This window comes from Fuchsiella alkaliacetigena (assembly GCF_023227765.1).
Classification (GTDB): Bacteria; Bacillota; Halanaerobiia; order Halobacteroidales; family Acetohalobiaceae; genus Fuchsiella; species Fuchsiella alkaliacetigena.
Map to the genome: position 1 here is coordinate 14,633 of NZ_JALKBZ010000007.1, position 21,670 is coordinate 36,302.

General features: G+C 36.9%; 13 protein-coding genes. All 13 read right to left on the reverse strand.

The window, feature by feature from the left end:
- Positions 1–18: 18 nt before the first annotated feature.
- On the reverse strand, positions 19–504 hold the full coding sequence (locus MWH30_RS03170; protein ID WP_248662598.1) for a DUF456 domain-containing protein: 486 nt from the start codon (positions 502–504) through the stop codon (positions 19–21).
- Positions 505–520: 16 nt separating this feature from the next.
- Positions 521–3,559: a response regulator gene (locus tag MWH30_RS03175; RefSeq protein ID WP_248662599.1), complete on the reverse strand. Its 3,039-nt coding sequence runs from the start codon at positions 3,557–3,559 to the stop codon at positions 521–523.
- On the reverse strand, positions 3,556–5,130 hold the full coding sequence (locus tag MWH30_RS03180) for a response regulator (protein ID WP_248662600.1): 1,575 nt from the start codon (positions 5,128–5,130) through the stop codon (positions 3,556–3,558). The genes MWH30_RS03175 and MWH30_RS03180 overlap by 4 nt, the downstream gene beginning before the upstream one ends.
- Before the next feature lie 291 nt (positions 5,131–5,421).
- On the reverse strand, positions 5,422–6,606 hold the full coding sequence (locus MWH30_RS03185; protein ID WP_248662601.1) for a PP2C family protein-serine/threonine phosphatase: 1,185 nt from the start codon (positions 6,604–6,606) through the stop codon (positions 5,422–5,424).
- Positions 6,603–10,061, reverse strand: coding sequence for a response regulator (locus MWH30_RS03190; protein ID WP_248662602.1), 3,459 nt, complete (start codon positions 10,059–10,061; stop codon positions 6,603–6,605). The genes MWH30_RS03185 and MWH30_RS03190 overlap by 4 nt, the downstream gene beginning before the upstream one ends.
- A gap of 76 nt (positions 10,062–10,137) precedes the next feature.
- Positions 10,138–13,608: an MASE3 domain-containing protein gene (locus tag MWH30_RS03195; RefSeq protein WP_248662603.1), complete on the reverse strand. Its 3,471-nt coding sequence runs from the start codon at positions 13,606–13,608 to the stop codon at positions 10,138–10,140.
- Between the two features lie 32 nt (positions 13,609–13,640).
- The gene (locus MWH30_RS03200; protein WP_248662604.1) at positions 13,641–14,732 is read right to left on the reverse strand and encodes an HD domain-containing phosphohydrolase; all 1,092 of its coding nucleotides are present in this window, start codon (positions 14,730–14,732) and stop codon (positions 13,641–13,643) included.
- A 348-nt stretch (positions 14,733–15,080) separates the two neighbouring features.
- Complete coding sequence (locus MWH30_RS03205) at positions 15,081–15,578, reverse strand: protease complex subunit PrcB family protein (RefSeq protein ID WP_248662605.1); 498 nt, start codon at positions 15,576–15,578, stop codon at positions 15,081–15,083.
- Positions 15,579–15,775: 197 nt separating this feature from the next.
- Positions 15,776–16,387: an indolepyruvate ferredoxin oxidoreductase subunit beta gene (gene iorB / locus MWH30_RS03210; RefSeq protein WP_248662606.1), complete on the reverse strand. Its 612-nt coding sequence runs from the start codon at positions 16,385–16,387 to the stop codon at positions 15,776–15,778.
- The gene (iorA, locus tag MWH30_RS03215; protein WP_248662607.1) at positions 16,387–18,276 is read right to left on the reverse strand and encodes an indolepyruvate ferredoxin oxidoreductase subunit alpha; all 1,890 of its coding nucleotides are present in this window, start codon (positions 18,274–18,276) and stop codon (positions 16,387–16,389) included. Before iorA ends, iorB begins: the two co-directional genes overlap by 1 nt.
- Before the next feature lie 18 nt (positions 18,277–18,294).
- Entirely contained in the window at positions 18,295–19,194 is a 900-nt protein-coding gene (locus MWH30_RS03220) for a bifunctional enoyl-CoA hydratase/phosphate acetyltransferase (RefSeq protein WP_248662608.1), read from the reverse strand.
- Positions 19,195–19,199: 5 nt separating this feature from the next.
- Positions 19,200–20,333, reverse strand: coding sequence for a butyrate kinase (gene buk, locus MWH30_RS03225; protein WP_248662609.1), 1,134 nt, complete (start codon positions 20,331–20,333; stop codon positions 19,200–19,202).
- Between the two features lie 510 nt (positions 20,334–20,843).
- Positions 20,844–21,617, reverse strand: a complete 774-nt coding sequence (locus MWH30_RS03230) for a LamB/YcsF family protein (RefSeq protein WP_248662610.1) — start codon at positions 21,615–21,617, stop codon at positions 20,844–20,846.
- Between the last annotated feature and the right edge of the window lie 53 nt (positions 21,618–21,670).

Consider the following 21,670-nt stretch of genomic DNA (forward strand, 5'->3'; position numbering starts at 1 on the left):
ATTTTACTTCTGCTTACTCTAAAAAAGAAGAATATAGAGATACCAGCTAATCATTATCAGTTGTAATCCAATCTTAATCACACTACTACTAAAAAAAGCCATTACCGTACCTAGGGCCCTATTCCAAGCCACATCTCCCCCAACCTTTTCTCCCAAAAAGCTTACTACAAAAACCAGTACAAAGGGCCCTACTATAATGCCAATCGGACCTATGACTAAAGGCCCAGCTAATAAACCTATACTTCCAGCCAAGATCGTCCATCTCGTACCACCCTCTTTTTTAATAAAAAAACTATTAACAATAAAGTCCGAACTTAAGGCCAGCAAGGTAATCACTAACATTGCCAGCCAAAAGCTAGTCGGCAGAGCTAAAGGTGGCTCAAAAAATCTACTTAGAAAAAAGGCAACCCATAAAGGAATAGTATCGGGGATAAAAGGCACCACCACTCCTACTAAACTAATTATAAATAAGAGAAGTATTATAATTGCTAAAATAATATTCATATTTTCCTCCCTAATTTTAACTGCTTAAATCCTTTAGCTTAGATAAAATAGAAAGAGCTGCTTGATAATCAAAGTTATCCAAGGACTCCTTCAATAGTTCAAACTGCTCAATAACCTCTTCCTGTTCAGGTAGCTCCGTAGCTATACTTGCTAAAAACTCTTCTCTAACAAAGCTATTATCCTCTAACTTATTCTCTAAATCAGCTAACAGCTGATAAAATCTTTTAGCATCTCCCTTACTGATCTCTCCTACTTCTTCCTGCTCATTATAATCTTCAAGCAGATCAGTAATATAGCTTTCCACTAAGGCTAATTCCGCTTCCAACTCTTCTATAGCCTGTTCCGAAAACTTTCCTTCTTGTATCTGCTGGCATAACTTAGCAACTTGATTAGCTCCAATATTAGCAGCTGTACCTTTAAGGCTATGAGCCTCTTCCTTAATAAGTTGCTGATCCCCCTCTAAAGATGCCTTCTTTATCTTGGCAAGCGATTCTTTATTCATTTCTAAAAACCTATTTAAAAGCTTAAAATATAGATTGCGATTATCATTTACTCTCTTTAATCCTGCTTCAACATCTAAGTTAGATAAATTATCAACAATATCAACTTCCCTAACCTTACTTTCAAACGAAATACCATCATTTATCCACTTTGATAATTTAAGCAAAAATTCCTGAGGCATAAAAGGTTTAGAGATATAATCATTCATCCCAACTTCCAGACAGTGTTCTTTATCTTCTAGCATAGCGTGAGCTGTTATAGCAATAATAGGTATATCTTGATTTTTGGAATCAGCTCTAATTATTTTTGTTGCCTCGTAACCATCCATTACAGGCATCTGTACATCCATCAGTATTAAATCAAAATCTTCTTCCTTCACCTTTTCAACTGCTTCCTCTCCATTCTCGACTACACTAACCTGCAAACCAACATCCTCCATTAGCTCCTTAGCAATTTCCTGATTAATCAAATTATCCTCAACAAGTAATACAGAAAAGCCAGCTAAGCTTTGCTCCTGCAGCTCACTTATTTGACCCTGTTGATCCGTTAAAGAAAAAAGATGCTCTTGCTGGCCAAAAACCTTAATAATAACATTAAATAATACAGATTGATTAACAGGCTTGACTAGAAAACCTTCTAATCCAAGAGATTCTGCCTTTTCTTTCACTGCATCATTTTCATAAGCCGTAACCATAATTATTGCCGGCCTTTTCTTTAATTCTAATCTCTTTTTAATCCACTGAGCTACTTCCAAACCATCAACTTTAGGCAGCTTATAATCAAGTAATACCAAATCATAAGGCTCAGTCTTCCTTTGCTTATTTCCCAATTCAAGTTCCTCAATAGCCTCTTCTCCACAGCTTACTACTCGATAATCATAATTAAAGGAGGTCATTAACTCCTTAAGAACTTCCTGCGAACTAGGATCATCATCGACTATCAATACCTTTAATCCTTCTCTATCCAGTAAAAACTCTACTGCCGTTATATCCTCCTGAATAGCAAAACAAAGTGAAAAACTAAAGGTAGAGCCTTTATTTAGCTCACTTTCTACCCAAATCTGACCATCCATCAATTCCACTAAGCGTTTACTGATTGAAAGTCCTAAGCCGGTACCACCATACTCTCTACTGGTAGAACTGTCAGCCTGTGAAAACTCCTGAAATAAATCCTGCTGTTCTTCCGGAGCAATACCTATCCCGGTATCCTTAACAGAAAAAATTATCTCCACTTCTTTTTCTTTGATAGCTACAACATTAACAATTAAAGTAACCTCTCCGCTTTCGGTAAACTTAATTGCATTACTAGTCAGATTAATAAGTACCTGCTTTAACCTTAAGGGATCTCCCTCTACATAAGCAGGAACTTGAGGATCCAAGGCAGCCTTTAACTCCAATCCTTTTTCTTGGGCCTGATAAGTAAACATCTCTACCACATTATTTATTACCTCGTGAATATAAAAGTTAGTTTCCTCTAGTTCTAAACTACCTGCTTCAATCTTTGAATAGTCTAAAATATCATTAATTATCTTCAATAAATCATCTGAAGATCGTTGAATTTTACTAATATACTTTTGTAGCTCTGGGTTCTCACTTTTAGACTTAGCAATATGGCTTAAACCTATTATAGCATTGATAGGGGTTCTAATCTCATGGCTCATATTAGCCAAAAACTGGCTTTTAGCTCTATTTGCTACTTCAGCTTCCTCTTTAGCAGCTACTAACTCTTCTTCCTTCTCCTTCCTTTCTCTAAGATCAGCTTTTAATCTATTCTTCATTTTATTCAAAGACTTAATTAAACTAGAAATTTCATCTTTGCCCTTAACCTGCAAATCTTCTACTTCTAAATTACCAGCAGTAATCTCTTGAGCAAATTTATCTGCTTTAATTATCGGTCCAGTAAAGGTATTAGCTAAAATAGAAACTACAAATCCTACCCCAACAAATAATAACACAGTTATTAAAATAATCGTTTCTATAACACTAAATACTTCATCTTTAACATCATTTACATAAACTCCAGTACCCAAAATCCAACCCCATTCTTCAAAATGTTCAACATAAGATATTTTAGGCTCAATTCTATCTTCAACATCGTAATACTGCCATTGATATTCTACAAAACCGCTTCCTTCATTTTCAACTATTTCGGCCATTTCAGTAAATAAGCGTATGCCTTCTGGATCTTCAAAGTCACCAATATATTCGCCATCTAAATCAGGTCGAAAAGGGTGCACTATCATTTCTGGTTTGGTGTCCTGAATCCAAAAATAATCCTGATTATCCGGGCCATAAGTTAAACCTGCAATTACTTCCCGAGCCCTCCGTTGGGCTTCAACTCTACTCAATTCGCCTTTGCTCTCCAATTCATAATAGTAGTCCATCACTCCCAAAGCAGCATTAACCATCTCCTGAACCTGAGTCTTCTTTTCATCATAGATATTCCTACTAATAGTAGGAATAATAAAGGTGTTCAGAACTCCTAAAACAACAAATATCAATATGATACTGACCAAAACCAGTTTAGCCTTAACGCTTTTAAAGTTTAGCTTCATTCTATCTCCTCATCTCTTAAAACAAAAAAGGTGATATCATCCTGACCAACTAAACTACCAGTAAATTCTTTAAAGTCTTGATTAACCTTATCCACAATTTGCTCCGGCGAAAGGTCATGATTTCTAACTAAAACCCTTTTCAAACTCTCTTCTCCGTATCTCTCTTCGGCAACTACTTCCTCAATCAATCCATCAGTAGTTAAAAAGATCGTATTTCCAGTTAAGTCCACCTTTTGTTGACAGTCCGAAATACCCAATTCCCTATATACCTCTTTATAAATCGCTGAAGAAATAGGTAGTCCACAGCAAGAAAGAGAAGAAAGCTCACCATCTTTACTAATTATTATTGGCGGAACCTGAATACCTGCATTAGCAAAAATGAACTCCTGTTCTTTAATATCTAAAACTCCCAACAAGAGACAGATAAAGTAATCGCCTGGAAAGTCTTCTTCATTATATCTAGTTGCTACGTAACTAATTATCTTAACTGGACTTAATATCCTATCTTCATCATGTTCATACAACAAATAATTATTAATTGTCTCTCGCAAAAATATATTTAACATAGAACCATCTAACCCATGACCACTTACATCAGCTAAATAAACAAGTAGTTGTTCTCCTAGTTTGATTGCATTATAAAAGTCACCACCCAGTTTATCGGCTGGCTGAAAATAGGCAGCATAGGATAAACCCTCAACCGCAGGTAGCTCATCTGGTAAGAATTGCTGATGTAATTCAATTCCTTTCTCAAACTCTGTTTCTAAATCATTGTATAACTTTGCTAACTCTAAATTCTTCTTTTCAATCTCTATTTCTTTTTCTTTCCGTTTCGTAATATCTCTATAACTCTGTAAAATCCCCTTTAATTCTCCCTGGTCATTTCTATAAGGAACTACAGTAACTATAAAGTATCTTTCTTCCCCAGCTAAACTAAGTTGAACATCATTCTGAATAAACTCTTTGCCGTTCAGGATTTGAACTAAAGAACATTCCTGCGAATCACAACTCCGAGTACAAAGTGAATAGTAACACTTAAAATCGCTATCTTTAAGATTCTCCTTATCCTGACCTTTTAAATAAAGCCTATTTAATTCATCATATTTATCATTAGATTTTATAGTATTATAATCTGTATCAATATAGCGAATTCCTTCCGAGGAAAGATCCAGTATCTTATTTAACATCTTTTTTGTTTCCTGCAGTTCTTTTTTTGTCTGTTGGTACTGGAGATGGTTCCTCACCTTTGTTTTAACTAGGGCCCTACTAAAAGGCTTAGTAATATAATCAATAGCTCCTAGCTTTAAACCATGAACCTCATCCTCCTCGCTATCCTTAGCAGTTATGAATATAACAGGTATATTTTGGGTAGCAGATGACCCCTTAAGCCTTTTACAGACCTCATATCCATCAAGCCCAGGCATCATAATATCCAATAAAATAATATCAGGTGAATTATTTTTAGCAATTGACAGAGCAGTCTTTCCATCCTTAGCTATCTTTAAATCCCAATCCTTTAGTATCTCCGCTAATATCTTTATATTTATAGCTTCATCATCGACAATTAGCACTGTTTCCTCTTTTAATTTAGTAATGGAAGCTCCCTCCTCATTGTCAATTCATTGCCTGTCTCATTCACTTAAATATCAATAAGCTACTCTTTTATTATACATCAGTTAATTCTTCAACTGCAATAAAATTCAAACTTATTTTAAAAATTTTACAACTTCTAATTACATATTTATCTATAGAAAACTAATTTCCTCTATAATTCATTTATAATCAATAAATAAAAAAACATACTCCACAGCCTTCAGGGAGCATGCTTTCGAATATTGCCTTTGGCATTCCATACCTTGCTTCTAATCTACTTGCAACACAATATAGGTGATATCATCATCGGCTTGCTGGCAGCCATTATTAAAACTTTGAAAGTCTTCATTTATAGTCTGGACAATTTTTCGTGGTGGACGATGGCAGTTATTATAAAAAGCTTCCTTAAGTCTATTTTTATACCTCAAACTTCCATTTGCCTGCTCTACAATACCATCGGTACTAAATAGTAAAGTTGAGCCCGACATTAAAGTAATCTGTTTAGCCTCAAAATCCATTAATTCTGGTGAAATAGCTAAAGATATTGGCGGCCCTGAACTCTTCAATGTTAGTCGCTCTCCATTACCAAAACAAAGCAGTGGAAAGTTTTGAAAGCCTGCTCCGCTATAACTCAATTCATTGCTCTGCAAATCTAATACCATTAGAAATATACAAACAAAATAGTCGTCTGGATAATTATTTTTACAGTATTGCTGATAAACATGACGTAATATTCCTTCAGGCTCTATATCCCCAGTCCTTATGCTCACATAACTGTCAACCGCCTCCTTAACAAAAGCATTAAATACAACTCCCTCCAAGCTATGACCGGTAACATCAGAAAGATAAATAACTAGTTTATCTCCTGTCTTAATAAAGTTATAAAAATCCCCTCCCAAACGCTGGGCCGGCTGAAAATGAGTTGCTAAGGATAAGCCTTCACAGTTAGGTATCTCAGCTAAAAAGTTTCTTTCGTGAATTTGAGCTGCCTTATTTATTTCATTGTTTAATTTTTGATAAAGATTCTCTATTTCCTGCTTTTGGTGTAACAGCTTTTTTTTAGTCTTGGATAACTCCAAATGAGTTTTTATGCGAGCCTTCAAAATTGGAGGATTAATAGGCTTAGCTATATAATCAACAGCCCCCATTTTTAAACCTTGAGTTTCCTCATGAGTACTATCCATCCCCGTCAAAAAGATAATAGGTATATCCTTAGTGATAGCCTTCGCCTTCAACTGTTGACAGACCTCATAACCACTCATTTCAGGCATTAAAATATCTAACAAAATCAAGTCCGGTTTTTGACTGACAGCAATTTCTACTGCTAACTGGCCGCTGATAGCTGCCTTAACTCTATATTTAGGTGTCAAAGCTCTTTTAACTACCTCTAAATTCTCAACTATATCATCCACTACCAAAATAGTTTCTTTCCTTTGCTCACCTTTATTACTCATACTTCTCTACCCTCCACTTTCCTAATTAACTGGGCTATCTGCTCCAAGGCGCTTTCAAAATCATATTTTGATAAGCTTTTTGCTAAATCAAGCAGGAGTGTCTCTATTTCTACCTCTACTCTCCTAGATAAAATCCCCTCCAAAAAATCTATTGCTTCTGTATCATACTCTTCTATCAATAATTTCAGCTTTCGTAATTGAATTAAAAGCTCTTTTAATTCAATTTTTTCATAGGACTTCTGTCTAGCTTCTTCTAAATTAGCCGATTCAATGGTATTAATGACTAGCTGTAATTCTTTTTCAACTCTCCTTAACAGTTTTGAAATATCCCCAACCTCTTCCTGTAAAGCAGCCTCCAAATCAACTATAGCTTCATAGAGAGTATTAGCCCCAATATTGCCGGCTGCCCCTTTTAAGCTATGGGTTAGCTTCTTAACTCCTTGATAATCACCTTTATTAAATAGCTGGCGAAGCTCTTCAGTAGTACTAACTTGATTATCTAAAAACTTGACTAGTAACTTTTTATAGGCAGCCACATTACCACCCATTCTCAAAAGACCACCCTCAGTATCAATACCATTCAATTCTGGCAGTTGCCCTGCTTCCTTTAGCTCACCACAATCACAGTTTAACTCTGCTGGCAGTTCTCTTTCTCCCGGCTCTATCCATTTGAGTAAAGTACTAAACAGTTCCTCAATATCTATAGGTTTAGAAATATGATCATTCATTCCCGCCTCTCTGGTCTGACGTCTATGTTCTTTCATAACATTAGCCGTTAGAGCCAAAACAGGCAATTCTTCTAAACCTTTCTCCTCCCTAATTCTACGAGTCGCTTCATAACCATCCATCATCGGCATCTGCACATCCATTAACACACAGTCATACTCTCTATTCTCCAACATCTCCAGCGCTTCTTCTCCATTATCAACAGCATCTACAATAAAGTTATTCTGCACCAATAGCTCACAACATACCTGTTGGTTTATCATATTATCTTCAACCAACAAGATCCGGGCCCCCTGTATAGATCTAAGCTCCTCCAAATCCAATTCCTGCTCACGATAAACAGCCGAAATTTGAGAAGAATAACCAAAAATATTCATAATCGAGTCAAATAAATAAGAAGGACTAGTAGGCTTAGTCAAAAAAGTATCCAAATACTCAGCACCTGGTTCAGCTAAAATTTCCTCATAAGCAAAAGCTGAAACCAAAATTATCTTGGGTGGAACTGCAATTTTACTATTAGTTACAACTTTGCGCGCCGTCTCCAAGCCATTCAAACCAGGCATATTCAAATCAACTAGCAATAATCCAAAAAGCTCTTCGGCTGCTTCTAATTCTGAAATAGCCGCCTCGCCAGACTCCACTACAGTTACTTGAAAAGAAAAGGACTCCAAATAATTCTTAAATATCTCTCGGGCCGTAGCATTATCATCAGCCACTAGAACTCGCAACCCTTGTAAATCGGAGGGAACAACAAGTGACTTCTGAACCTCCTCTGCTAATAAACCAAACTCCGCAGTAAAAAAGAAAGTACTCCCCTTGCCTAACTTGCTCTCCACCCAGATCTTACCGTTCATCAACTCCACCAATTCTTTAGAAATAGCTAGTCCCAAACCCGTTCCGCCAACTTTTCGAGTATTGGAGAAATCAATTTGAGAAAAAGGCTTAAAAAGATAACGTTGATCCTCTTCGCTAATCCCAATACCAGTATCTTTCACAGCAAATTCCAAAACAATCCTCTCTTCACTCCGCTCACTAACCTCAATAGACAACACTACTTCACCAGCTTGGGTAAACTTTACTGCATTGCTAACTAAATTAGTCAATATCTGCTCCAAGCGTAAAGAATCACCAACTAAAGAGTTAGGAATATCTAAGTCCCTGAAAAAGAGTAACTCCAAGCCTTTTTCTCTGGTCTTATTAGCAATCAAAGTCCATAAGTTATACAAAACATTATCCAACTCAAAAGGAGTAGCTTCAACATCTAATCCACCAACTTCAATTTTAGAAAGGTCTAAAAGATCATTAATAATACGTAGCAAAGATTTACTGGAAACATTAGCTTTAGTTAAATAATCACGCTGTTTTCTATTAAGGTCTGTATTAAGACAAAGATTGATTAAACTAATAATAGCATTAAGCGGAGTTCTAATTTCATGGCTCATATTAGCTAAAAATTGAGATTTAGCTTCGTTTGCTGCTTCTGCTTTTTCCTTAGCTATCTCTAATTCTTCGGTTACAGTATTTGCTAAGTGAGTCAAGGCTTTAATAGTACTCACCTGACGCTCATTACCTAAAGCATTTTCTACTAATTCCAACTCTTTTTTAGCTTCTGCTTCCCCATCACTCTTTTCCGATAAAGCAAGTACCGTTAAAGTAATATTAAGCAGTTTATTTTCTCGCCCCGAACTATAAAACTCTCCATAAGTAAAGAAACCTGCCGTCGGAGCAATCTTTTCTAGCGGTTCTAATTCTAAATCTAAATTTTCCTGTAAAACATCCTTTCTTACAGAACAGGAATAAACATAGATCGCTTGGGCAGATGTCTGAGTCGATAAGCTTTTAATTAAATGTTCATTATTACTAAGAATTGTATCTACATGGCCATAACCTAAATATACCTTTTCCCCCTCCGGAACATTACCAGCAAAGGTTATTGAGCCATCCTCTGCTCTAGCAACTGCTCCCCGAGCTAAAAAGAAATCCTCCTGATCAATAAGCAAAGGAAACTCGGGCCCAGTAACCTGAGGTAAACCGCTAGCAATCTTCTCTCCTAAATACTCAGCATAAATATCATATGTCGGCTGCTCATCTATTGTATAAACCCTCCCTTGATCACTCTTAGTCACTTCCATTTCCTTACCTATTTTTTGCCAGCCTAGATTATAATCAGAAAAAACCTTTAACTCTTTACTATTTAAAGAAACACCTACCACTCCGGAACTTAAAACTCTTTTATTTAAAAATATATAATTATCTTCATATCTAAAATTATCAGCAGCCCTACCCCCAGCTATAATCACCTGATCATCTACAGCTGCTATTCCCTTAACTAAACCATCCTGAATATTCATCCAGTCAGAAAATAAAATAATAGCTTTGGTATCTGCTGAAATTAATTCTTTCCCTAAGCTCTTTCCGATCTCAAAACAGTCCTCTCCCTGATAGGGAATAGCAGTTGAGCTTAAACTAGTTTTCTTAAAACTAGTAAATGATAAAACTGTAGTTTCCTCTTTATTTTTTCCATTTATTATTTCTCCGGAAGTTGTCGTACCAATTATAACCGCTTGAGGTAATAAAAATTTAAGATCAGCTATTACCCGGCGTATATAATCTTCTTTACAGACTCCAATAAAGACTTGAACTAACAGCTTATCATCATTAATCTGATTACTTTCAACAAAGTCTTGTAAAGCAGCTCTATTCTTATAGTAAGTATTTCTTACTTCCATCTTCTCACCTCATTTCATTGATATTAATAATTTGTGAAATGATCTTCGTTATTTCCTTAGCTATTATTTACATATTTCAATCCTCCATTTTCTTAATTAATTCATTTATCTGCTCCAATGCTCTTTCAAAGTCATACTTTGATAAGTTCTCTTCTAATTCAACTAAGGATTCTTCTATTGCTTCCTCTATTCTTTTAGTTAAAATATCTTCTAAAAGCTCTATCGCCTGAGTATCATACTCTTTTATTAAAGACCTCAATTCATATAATAGATCCAAAAGATCTTTCGAATCTATTTTCTCCTTAGTTTTTTGTTTAGATACTTGTAAATTAGCAGACTCGATAGCAGTAATAACCCGCTGCAATTCTTCTTCTAGTACCGCTAACTTTTCTTCCATCTCCTCAGTTTCTTCCTGCACAGCTATCTCCAAATCAGCTGTAGCTTCTTGCAAGTCAACAGCACCAATATTAGCAGCTACTCCTTTCAAGCCATGAGCTAATCTTTCTACTGTCTGATAGTCACCTTTATTAAAAGCTTGACGAATTCTCTCTACAGTATCGGCCTGATTAACTAGAAACTTTACTAATAGCTTTCTATAAGCTTTAGTGTTCCCTTTCATTCTAGCCAGACCAGCTTGAGTATTAAGGCCAGCTAATTTAGAAAAGTCTTCTTTTGTTTCTTCCTCAGTAGCTAGTTTTTGGGGCAACTGGCGCTCTCCAGGCTCTATCCATTTAAGTAAAACACCAAATAATTCCTCAAAATCTATAGGTTTAGATATATGATCGTTTAAGCCAGCTTCCCTGCTCTGACGTTTGTGCTCCTCCATAGCATTAGCAGTTAAAGCTAAAATAGGTAATTGCTTAAAACGCTCATCACTTCGAATTTTACGAGTAGCCTCATAACCATCCATTATCGGCATCTGTACATCCATCAATACACAGTCATAACGACCCGGTTCCAACATTTCCAGTGCTTCTTGGCCATTATTAGCTACATCCACTCTAAAACGATGCTGTTCTAGTAGCTCACAACATACCTCTTGATTAATCAAATTATCCTCAACCAGTAAAATACGAGCTCCTTGTATAGGTCGAAGATCCTCTAAATCTAATTCCTGCTCACGATAAGCAGCCGAAACTGCAAAAGAATAGCCAAAAATATTCATAATCGAATCAAATAACTGCGAAGGACTAGTTGGCTTAGTCAAAAAAGTATCCAAATACTCAACACCTGCTTCAGCTAAAACATCCTCGCGAGCAAAAGCCGAAACTAAAATAATCTTCGGCGGAACTATAATTTTACTGTTATTCACAACTCTCCGCGCTACCTCTAAACCATTCAAGCCAGGCATATTCCAGTCCACTAGCAATAATCCAAAAAGCTTCTCAGCTGTTTCTAGCTTTGAAATAGCAGCCTCTCCCGACTCCACTACAGTTACTTGAAAAGAAAAGGACTCTAAATAATTCTTGAATATTTCTCGGGCCGTAGCATTGTCATCAACTACTAAAACTCTCAGACCACATAATTCTGGCGGAACAAGTAACTGCTGCACTTCATTATCTACCAAAGTAAATTCGGCGGTAAAAAAGAAAGTAGTTCCTTTGCCAACTTCACTCTCTACCCAGATCTCACCATTCATCATTTCTACCAATCTTTTAGCAATAGTTAGACCTAAACCCGTCCCTCCAAACTCTCTAGTAGCAGATGAATCAGCTTGAAAAAAAGGCTCAAAAAGATAGTGCTGATCCTCTTTACTAATCCCGATACCGGTATCTACCACAGTAAATTTCAAAATAATACTCTCTTCACTCCGCTCCTTAACTTCAATATAGAGCACAACTTCGCCAAATTCAGTAAACTTAACTGCATTACTAACTAAATTAGTCAATACCTGCTCTAAGCGCAAAGGATCACCAATCAAGTTATCCGGAATATCTAAGCTTCGCGAAAAAAGCAGCTCTAATCCCTTTTTCTGAGCTTTATTAGCAATTAAAGTCCATAAATTATATAAGACATTATCAAGTTCAAAAGGAACACTTTCAATATCAAGTTCATCAGCCTCGACTTTGGAAAGATCTAATATATCATTAATAATCCGCAGTAAAGACTTGCTGGAAACATTAGCCTTAGTTAAATAATCACGTTGCTTATCATCAAGATCCGTATTTAGACAGAGATTAATCAAGCTAGTAATAGCATTTAATGGAGTTCGAATTTCATGACTCATATTAGCCAAAAATTGAGATTTAGCTTTATTTGCTGCCTCTGCTTCCTGCTTAGCTTTAAATAGTTCTTTTTGGGTCTCTTTTCTTTGGATTTCAATTCCGACAGCCCGAGTTAAAGTGCTTAACATATCCAAAGATTGCTGAGTAGGCTTTATATCTCTTTTAAACAAGGCAGCTAATACTCCATGTTTCTGATTATTAACATAAGCTACACAACCAATATAAGTCTTTAAACCATACTCTTTAATTCCAGGATAAGCTAAAAACTGCTCATTTTGATCTATATTAGTAATAAGCACCGGTTCTCTACTATCTTTATTGATAACATAATTAGCAGGATGATCTTCCATTTCATACTCTTGTTTGATATTCTCCGGGCCATTCCAGCTTGAAATAGCTTTAAACTTATCACCTGTTACTTGGTTATAAAAAGTAGAATCAGCCTTTAATAACTTCCCAGTAGTTTCAACTATTTGCTCAATATTATAGTCATTATCAGAAGTAAAGGATAAAAAGCATTGATTAATCTTTTTAACATTAGAATTTGCCATTTTTAAATCATTATAAAGAAATCGTTGCGGCTCCTGTAAGCTTTTTTTCACTATAATCCGATATAAAATATAAAAAGAAAGTAAATAAAAAATATGACCTAAAATATTAATAACTCCATAAACATCTTTATAAAAGGTAAAGAATAGTTCAGCAATAATCGTAGCCAGCAGAGAATAAACTAACATTTCAAATAAATCTCTCTCGTAATTATCTCTTCTTTGATATAAATTATAAATAGTTATTCCCAATAAAGCTATGATCACATATTCACTATAAATTTTAAAAGAGGTTAAACCCACTCCCTCTTCAAAACAGGTAGGAAAAATAGAATAAACTAAGATTGTTAAGATAGCCAGTACTGTTAAAAAGAAATAACCGCCAATAATTAAATTAACCTGTCGCTGCTTTAACTCACTTTTAATTAAAAAAGGCAAGGGAAATAAAACAAGCGTTTCTAAAAAACGAGCCGCCATCCAAAACTGAATACCAGGATCAGGGCCCGCATCAATAATAAAGGTAATTCCTTCATAAGTAAAAGTATGAAAGAAAGTTAAAATAGCAATACATAAGTAACCAAAACCTAATAAAGTTATATAGTTATTATTATTAACTTTTCGAGTATTTAAAGCAATAATAAAGATACTAACTGCTACAATGATGGCCCAACCCTCTACTAATGTATGAAAGAACAAAAAATTTACTTGAGCAAAAATTGTTAATAAAGCTGCCAGTAATGAAAAATATATAAAACTTTTGATCTCGCTGCTCATCAAGCTCACCCCAAAAATATTAATAATCACCTTTAATCTTTAAGTTCAGTACTAATAGCCTTAAACTTTTCTTGCAAGGCTATAAAAGCCTCCACCAAAAGAGGATCAAAATGCTTTTCTTTATTTCGAATAATAATCTCACAGCTTTTCTCATGTGAAAAAGAGTCCTTATAAGGTCGTTTAGTCCTTAAAGCATCATAAACATCAGCTATAGCCATTATCCTAGCCGAGAGAGGAATCTCCTCACCAGCTAAACCATCTGGATAGCCATTTCCATTCCATTTCTCGTGATGGGAGCGAACAATATCTATTCCCATATTAATAAAAACATTTTCAGTGTACTTTTCCTTTACTTCGGTTAAAGTTTGAGCTCCAATTATAGTATGAGTTTTAATAATTTCAAACTCTTCTTTAGTCAATTTATCCGGTTTTAAGAGTATTGAATCAGAAATACCAACCTTACCTATATCATGCAAAGGACTGGCTTTATAGATATTTTCGCAATATTCTGAATCAATAACCGATCGATATTTATCATGCTCTTGCAGTTTACTAGCCAAAAGACGACAGTATCTTTGTGTCCTTTCCAAATGCTTTCCCGTCCCCTTGTCCCTAGACTCTGTCAGCTTGGCCAAAGCATAAATAGTCGCTGTTTTTGATTCTGAAATCTCCTTTACTTTTTTCTGAACAAGATCTTCCAGATAGTTTCTATGTTTTTTCAGTTCTTGTTTAGTTTCAGATAGTTCCAGATGAGTTTTTACTCGCGCCTCTAAGATAGGAGAATTGATAGGCTTAACTATATAATCAACAGCCCCTAACTCCAGACCTTTAGTTTCCTCATAAGTGCTGTTCATTCCCGTTACAAAAATAATAGGTATATCTCTAGTCTCTGGATTTTCTTTGAGCTGTTGACAAACCTCATAACCATTCATTTTAGGTAGTACAATATCTAATAAAATAAGATCTGGCTTTTTATTTTCAGCAATTTTTACTGCCATCTGACCATTAATAGCCGCTATCACTCTATACTTAGGTGTCAAAGTAGCCTTAATTACATCCAAATTTTCCGCTATATCATCTACAGCCAGAATAGTTTGGGAAGCTTGATCATCCTTTTCCTTCATATTTCTTCAACCTCCTATTGCTAATTAACTTGTTCAATTATCCCCGATACTTAAATGACTTAGCCGTTTACTTGACCTAGATCAAACTATCTATACTACTTAAGCACTTTAAACATGATAAGTTTCGACATTTTATAATAATAATTACTAATTATCTATTTCTAGACTTATTTCTAAATACCTCTTTAAATATAAAAAGATTCCTCTGCCATTTAAAATAATTCCTAATAACTTTTAGAGAGCATATTTCTTTTAAAAAAGAAATATGCTCTCTAAATAATTTCCACTATCTTTAATCTAATTATCTTCAAAAGCCAATGACTTATCAGAACAATTTTCCCCTTATTTTCATTTACCTGTCTTGCTATCTATATACTCTGCTTCCTTAGTTTCATCATTAATATCTTCAAAGACCTCTCCTTGTTCATTAATAACTTGAATATCATCTGTAATATCCTTAACCTTAATAACTACTCTAGGATAAGTTATTGCTTGAGTAACTAATTGATCTGCAGCAGGTGAAGTTTCTACTACCTTAATTTTAGTAAGTCCATCTACCTCTTTTACTGACTCCACCTCTATTCCGTAGCCTCCAGTAGGCTTTTCTCCAACACCTATATAGATTATAGATTCATTATCTGTACTACGAATAACTCCAAATCCCCTTAACTCACCTACAAATCCAATAGCCTTCTTTAAGTCTTCAGGAAGCTTTTCAATAACTTCAAATTCTAATTCTACCTCATCTTTAGCAGCAATTGATATGTCTTCTTTGGCATAGCCTACAACTAAAATTGAAGTAAATAAAACTAAGCATAAAGCTAAAAAAAGCCATTGTTTTTTCAAAGTAATCCCTCCTCAAAGTTTGATAGTCCAATTCTAATTAAATTATAACATCTATCTTAGACTACTTCATTAACAATGATAACTAAACTATAAATGCCAGCAAAAAGAACTCAAATTCTCCTTGCTGGCATTTATAATAATCCTCTTTATTTTAAACTGTAAATCTCGAATTTGAAAAAGAAAGTATCATGAACCTTTTAAAGCTCTAACTCTGCTATTAAGTCTTGACCTTTCTGCAAACCAGCTGCAAAGGCCTTTAGATTAACCTCTTTCCATTCTTCCTTTACTCGATCTACAATAGCTTCCTTAATTGTTTCTTCCTCAATAGGCAGAGCTCCTGTAGCTACCATTATTCCTAGCATAACTACATTTTCAGCAATCTCACTACCGCTTTCTCGAGCTAGCTTAGTAGCATCAACACTTAAAGTTCGCTCACCTAATCCATCTAAAGCTTTCTCAATCTCTTCTGCTTCCGGATAGTCAGCCTCTCCTTTAACTACACTGAGCGGAATAATTCGTCGTTGATTGGTAATTACCCAAGACTCAGAATTTAGATAGTTTCTAGCTCTATAAGCCTCTCCCATCTCCAGACTCAGCACAATATCTGCTTCACCTTCGGGAACTAAGGAAGAGTAAATATCTCCAATGCGCACGTAGGTGTGTACTACTCCTCCTCGTTGAGCCATGCCGTGCACCTCTCCTACATAAACCGATAGATCACTAGCTTTAGCAGCATCGGCTAAGATATGGGAAACTAAGATTATTCCTTGACCACCAACACCGGTAATTACTATATTAGTTGTCTCCATTATGCGCCTCCCTCCTCTTCAATTGCGCCTTCTCCAAAGAGATCTATTAAGGGACAGACCTGTTGACAAGCTCCACAGCCATTACATAAAGCTTGGTCTATAGCTAAACCATCTGGGCCCCGATAAAAGGCTGGACAGGCATATTTCTGTACGCAAACATCACACTCTACACAGTCTTCTTCTTTAATTTTACACTTAACAATCTCTTCGCCCCGTTCCATTTTAAAGCGATTCTCAACTAAGATACATGGAGCTCGGGAAATTACTACTGAAACTCCTTCAAACTCTATTGCTTCTTTGAATATTTCTTCGGTTTCCTCTATATTTTGAGGATCTACTACCTCCAAGAACTCTACTCCCATTCCCCGGACAGTATCTTCAATAGAAACTTCTCTTAAGGAAGCTCCTTCGCCATCCTTAACTGCACCCGGATGAGGCTGATGTCCGGTCATAGCTGTAGTACTATTATCGAGAATTACTAAGGTTATATCGTGCTGATTATGAATCACATTAACTAAAGCCGGCAGTCCACCGTGGAAGAAGGTAGAATCACCAATGAAGCTAATTACCTTTTGCTCAGTAGCTTCAGCAAAACCTCCCGTAGTACCAATGCTAGAACCCATAGATAATAAATAGTCAATAGCCATAAACGGAGGCGCTGCTCCCAAGGTATAACAACCGATATCACCGGTATAAACAGGGTCGGGCTCACCTTTAGTACAGGCATGAGCTGCCTTAACCACAGCATAGTAAGAATGCCGATGCGGACAACCAGCACACATTACCGGCGGTCGAGGCGGTATTTCTACCTCGCTTTCTGCTGTTGATAAGGCTGAGTCCTCAAGCTCAACTCCTAGAACTTCAGCTAAAGCTTCTCTAACCAGCTTAGGTGTATACTCATAAAGTTCAGGCAGATGAGCGCTTAACTTACCAAAAACCTCCACTTCAATCCCCGTTCCGTATAGTAAAGAGCGAATCTCTTTTTCCATAACAGGTTCTAACTCTTCCACAATCAACACCTTATCCAAGTCGCTTACAAAGTCCTTAATTAAGTCATCCGGTAGCGGATAACTAAAGGCTAGAGTCAGTAAAGATACCTCTTGCTCAAACTCTTCCTTCACCTCTCGAGCATAGGCTGCCGCTACACTGCTGGAAATGATCCCCACCCTGCCTTTAGCGGACTCAACTCGATTTAACTCACTACTATTGCTTAACTTTTTAGCTTGAGCAATCCTTTCTTTTAACTCCCGATGCAAATGATAAGCATTACCCGGAGTAGGAACGAACTTAGTCGGATTAGAAATAAACTCCTTTTTACCCTCCGGTACCTTTATCTCTCCAAAAGAAACCGGGCCCCGCGTATGACTAATTCGAGTAGTTAATCTCAAAATCACCGGCATTCCTAACTCCTCAGATAGTTCAAAAGCCTCCTTGGTCATCTCTTTAGCCTCATTGGGAGTAGCTGGCTCCAACATTGGCATATCTGCTAAACGAGAGTAAATTCGCGTATCCTGTTCATTTTGTGAAGAGTGCATTGAAGGGTCATCGGCTACTACAATCACCATTGCTCCTCGCACTCCTGTATAAGCTGTACTCATGAAGGAATCGGAAGCAACATTCAAACCTACGTGTTTCATAGCTGCTAGTGAACGGGCCCCCGCTGAGGCGGCTGCTGCTGCTACCTCCAAGGACACCTTTTCATTAGTTGAATACTCATAATAAAAGTCACAGTCTTCCTTGATTTTCCATAAAGTATCTCCAATTTCTGAAGAAGGAGTGCCCGGATACTGAGTAGCTATATCCATTCCTGCTTCCAAAGCTCCCCGCACAACTGCTTCATTACCTAGTAAAAGATATTCTTTTCCTACCACACCATTAATCAAATCCATCTTATCCCTCCTTGAAATTTATTCACTCATTAGTACAGTAGCTGCTATAGAAATCAACTTAATCTGAGCAGTATTGGCTCGAGAAGTCAATACTACTGGTTGAGTAGTGCCGCCAATCAAGGCAGCAATTCTAGCTTCAGCAAAGTAAATAGTACTCTTGCCTAAGATATTACCGGCTACAATCTCTGGCACTATCAGTATATCTGCCTGACCAGCTACCTGACCCTCAACCCCTTTCATTTTAGCTGCTTCCTTTGAAAGAGCAATATCGATAGCCAAAGGGCCCTCCACTAAAGCACCAGTAATCTGTCCCCGCTGGGCCATCTTAGCCAAAGCAGCTGCCTCTACAGTCTCCGGCATTTGGGGATTCACCTTCTCCACTGCTGCTAAAACAGCCACTTTAGGCTCATCCCAGCCTAACTTAGCAGTAACATCTACGGCATTCTGAATAATCTGCTGCTTTTCTTTCAGCTCGGGTTTGAGATTCATTCCCCCATCGCTAATAAAAACCAAGCGACCTAGAGATTCAGCTTCTACCATAGCAATATGACTGATTAACTGCTCCTGACGCAGGCCATACTCTTCATTAAGTACCTCTTTCATCAACAGCGAAGTATCCACTAAACCTTTCATTAAGATATCTCCCGAGCCCTCACTAACTAACTTTACGGCCCGTTTGGAGGCAGCAGCCTGACTTTGACTGCTCACTAACTCTACTTCGCTTAAGTCCAATCCTACCTCAGCAGCCTGAGCCTTAATTTCAGCTACTGCTCCTACTAAAGTAGCCTCTACTAAACCTTCCTCAATAGCCAGCTTTACTGCCTTCAATACCTCTTTTTCGCCGGCCGCGGCTACTACTAATCTCTTAACTGCTGCTTTTTTAGCTGCATTCAATAGTTCATCGAAATCGCTAAACAAGTCCTTCACCTCCACTGTATATCCCATTGCTCATACTCAGCTAAGCGCTGATTAAAGCTCTTTCTGGCTCTATCATAGTCCTTAGCTGACTCTACTTTAGTTAAAACTCTTCCCACTCCCTGAGCTAAATGCTTCATTTCTTCGGCTCCGGGATAAAGTCGCACCGGAGCAATATACCCCACTCTGGCTATAATCTCCTGCACTAAATAATCAGAGTTAGCCAAACCTCCTGTTAAAAAAATAGCATCGACCTCTCCTTTTAACACGGTAGCCATGGCACCAATTTCTTTTGCTAACTGATAGATCATTCCCTGATAAACTAATTCAGCCTGAGCATCACCATCCTTGATGCGCTCTTCTATCTCTTCGCCACTATTAGTACCTAAGTAGGAAGCTAAGCCTCCCTGAACTATCAGCTCTTTTTGCAGCTCCTCTTTAGTGGGCTCTTCTGCATAGATATAGTCCACTAACTGCATCACTGGTAGCCCACCTGCTCTTTCTGGTGAATAGGGCCCTTGCTGATTAGCATTATTGACATCGATTATCCTTCCTTCTTTGATGGGAGCAATAGAAAAGCCACCACCTAAATGAACTCCAATCAACCTCAGCTCTGTTAACTCTCTATTTAAGTCCTCAGCCACATTTCTAGAAATAGCCTTCAAATTAAGAGCATGCGACTGACAGCGACGAGGTAGTTTAGACCAACCTGATAGTCTCGCTACCAGCGGAAACTCATCTACTGTAATCGGATCTACCACAAAACTAGGGATTTTATACTCTTGGCTGAGTTCAAAAGCAATAATCCCAGCTAGATTAGAAGCATGTTCAGCATTTTTAGCAGCTTTTAAGTCAGCAACCATTACTTCATCAATACTATAGACTCCGCCCGGCAATGCATCCAACCCTGCTCCTCCCCGAGCTGCAATAGCTGCTAACTCTTTTATTTCCACTTCAGCTGCTACCAAACTATCTATTATCAGCTCCTGTCGCCAGGGAAGCTGTTCATTGACTCGGTCAAACTTCGCTAACTCTGCTGTAGAATGGCTTATTTGCTCCTGCCAAAGCTCTTCAGCCCCTTTATAAATAGCTAATTCAGTGGAGGTTGAACCGAGATTAATAGCTAAAATATGTTCTTTCATTATGTCCTGCTCACTCCTTTTCCCAACTCTGTAATTAGCAATTAATAATTAACAATGAATAATGAACAACTTATTGCTTCGCTGTAGTTAACGGTTTATAGTTTATAGTTAAGTTTTAAGAACGAAACAATATCGTTCTAATGTTTCAGAGGATAGATGATAAATGATAGAGGATAGATTAAGATCAAGAAATAAAGTTCAAAGACAATTAGACGCTGACTAAGTTCTGACAAAATCTGACTAAAACATAAAACCTTAAAACCTGTTGAAACCACTAATGAGCACTAATTGACACGAATAAAACCTAAAACTTAATTTAAGCTTGATTTTAATATGGTTCTAAGTTTTTGATTTTATGTTTTAAGGTCTAGTCAGAACTTGGTCAGATTTTAGTCTGTGTCCAATAGGTTTTAATCTTTTGAACTTTATAACAATAATGTATAGTGCCCGACAATAGCTTTTAATCTTTTAAACTTCAGTTATTAACTATTAATTATTAACTGTAAACTATTAATTGTCCTTTATCTCTCTTAAAGGAGCAATCTCCACCCCTTCAGCTAACAAGGCAGCTCGAATCTCCTCGACAAACTCCACCGCCTGCGGATTATCACCATGCACACAGACTGTATCTGCTTGAATCGCAATTTCCTCACCAGTTATAGCCTCCACCTTAGCTTCTTTAATCATCTTCACTACTCTAGCTATAGCTACTTCTGAATCATGAATTACTGCTCCATCTTCTTCTCTAGGAACTAAAGTACCATCTTCATTATAAGCTCTATCGGCAAAAACCTCATTAGCTACCTGTAAACCCTGTTTTTGACCAGCAGTAATTAATTCACTATTAGCTAAGCCTACTAGTATAATTTCTCGATCCACCTCAAAAATACCTTCAGCAATAGCCATAGCTATTTCTGGATTGTCAGTAGCCATATTATACAAAGCTCCGTGAGGCTTAACATGTTCCACTTTGCTTCCGGCTCCTTTAGCAAAGGCTTGCAAAGCTCCTAACTGATATTTAACATAACTTTTAACCTCCTGCGCCGTTACCTCTATAACTCGCCGTCCAAAGCCCATTAAATCAAAAAAACCAGGGTGGGCCCCCACAGCAACCCCGTTTTCTACGGCCTGCTGTACTGTTTTCTGCATTACCAAGGGATCTCCAGCGTGGGCTCCGCAGGCAATATTAGCAGAAGTAATATAAGCCATTATTTCTTTATCTAAACCCAAAATATAGTTACCAAAGCTCTCCCCTAGATCGCTATTTAAATCTACTTTAGACACTACTTATCCTCCCCAGAATAAATCTATCTTCCAATTCATATAAAATAATTCTT

Excerpts from the sequence above, each read along its gene's own strand:
- MWH30_RS03170 (WP_248662598.1), bottom strand. The coding sequence starts at position 504 with ATGAATATTATTTTAGCAATTATAATACTTCTCTTATTTATAATTAGT.
- MWH30_RS03175 (WP_248662599.1), bottom strand. The coding sequence starts at position 3,559 with ATGAAGCTAAACTTTAAAAGCGTTAAGGCTAAACTGGTTTTGGTCAGT.
- MWH30_RS03185 (WP_248662601.1), bottom strand. The coding sequence starts at position 6,606 with ATGAGTAATAAAGGTGAGCAAAGGAAAGAAACTATTTTGGTAGTGGAT.
- MWH30_RS03190 (WP_248662602.1), bottom strand. The coding sequence starts at position 10,061 with ATGGAAGTAAGAAATACTTACTATAAGAATAGAGCTGCTTTACAAGAC.
- MWH30_RS03195 (WP_248662603.1), bottom strand. The coding sequence starts at position 13,608 with ATGAGCAGCGAGATCAAAAGTTTTATATATTTTTCATTACTGGCAGCT.
- MWH30_RS03200 (WP_248662604.1), bottom strand. The coding sequence starts at position 14,732 with ATGAAGGAAAAGGATGATCAAGCTTCCCAAACTATTCTGGCTGTAGAT.
- iorB (WP_248662606.1), bottom strand. The coding sequence starts at position 16,387 with ATGGAGACAACTAATATAGTAATTACCGGTGTTGGTGGTCAAGGAATA.
- iorA (WP_248662607.1), bottom strand. The coding sequence starts at position 18,276 with ATGGATTTGATTAATGGTGTGGTAGGAAAAGAATATCTTTTACTAGGT.
- buk (WP_248662609.1), bottom strand. The coding sequence starts at position 20,333 with ATGAAAGAACATATTTTAGCTATTAATCTCGGTTCAACCTCCACTGAA.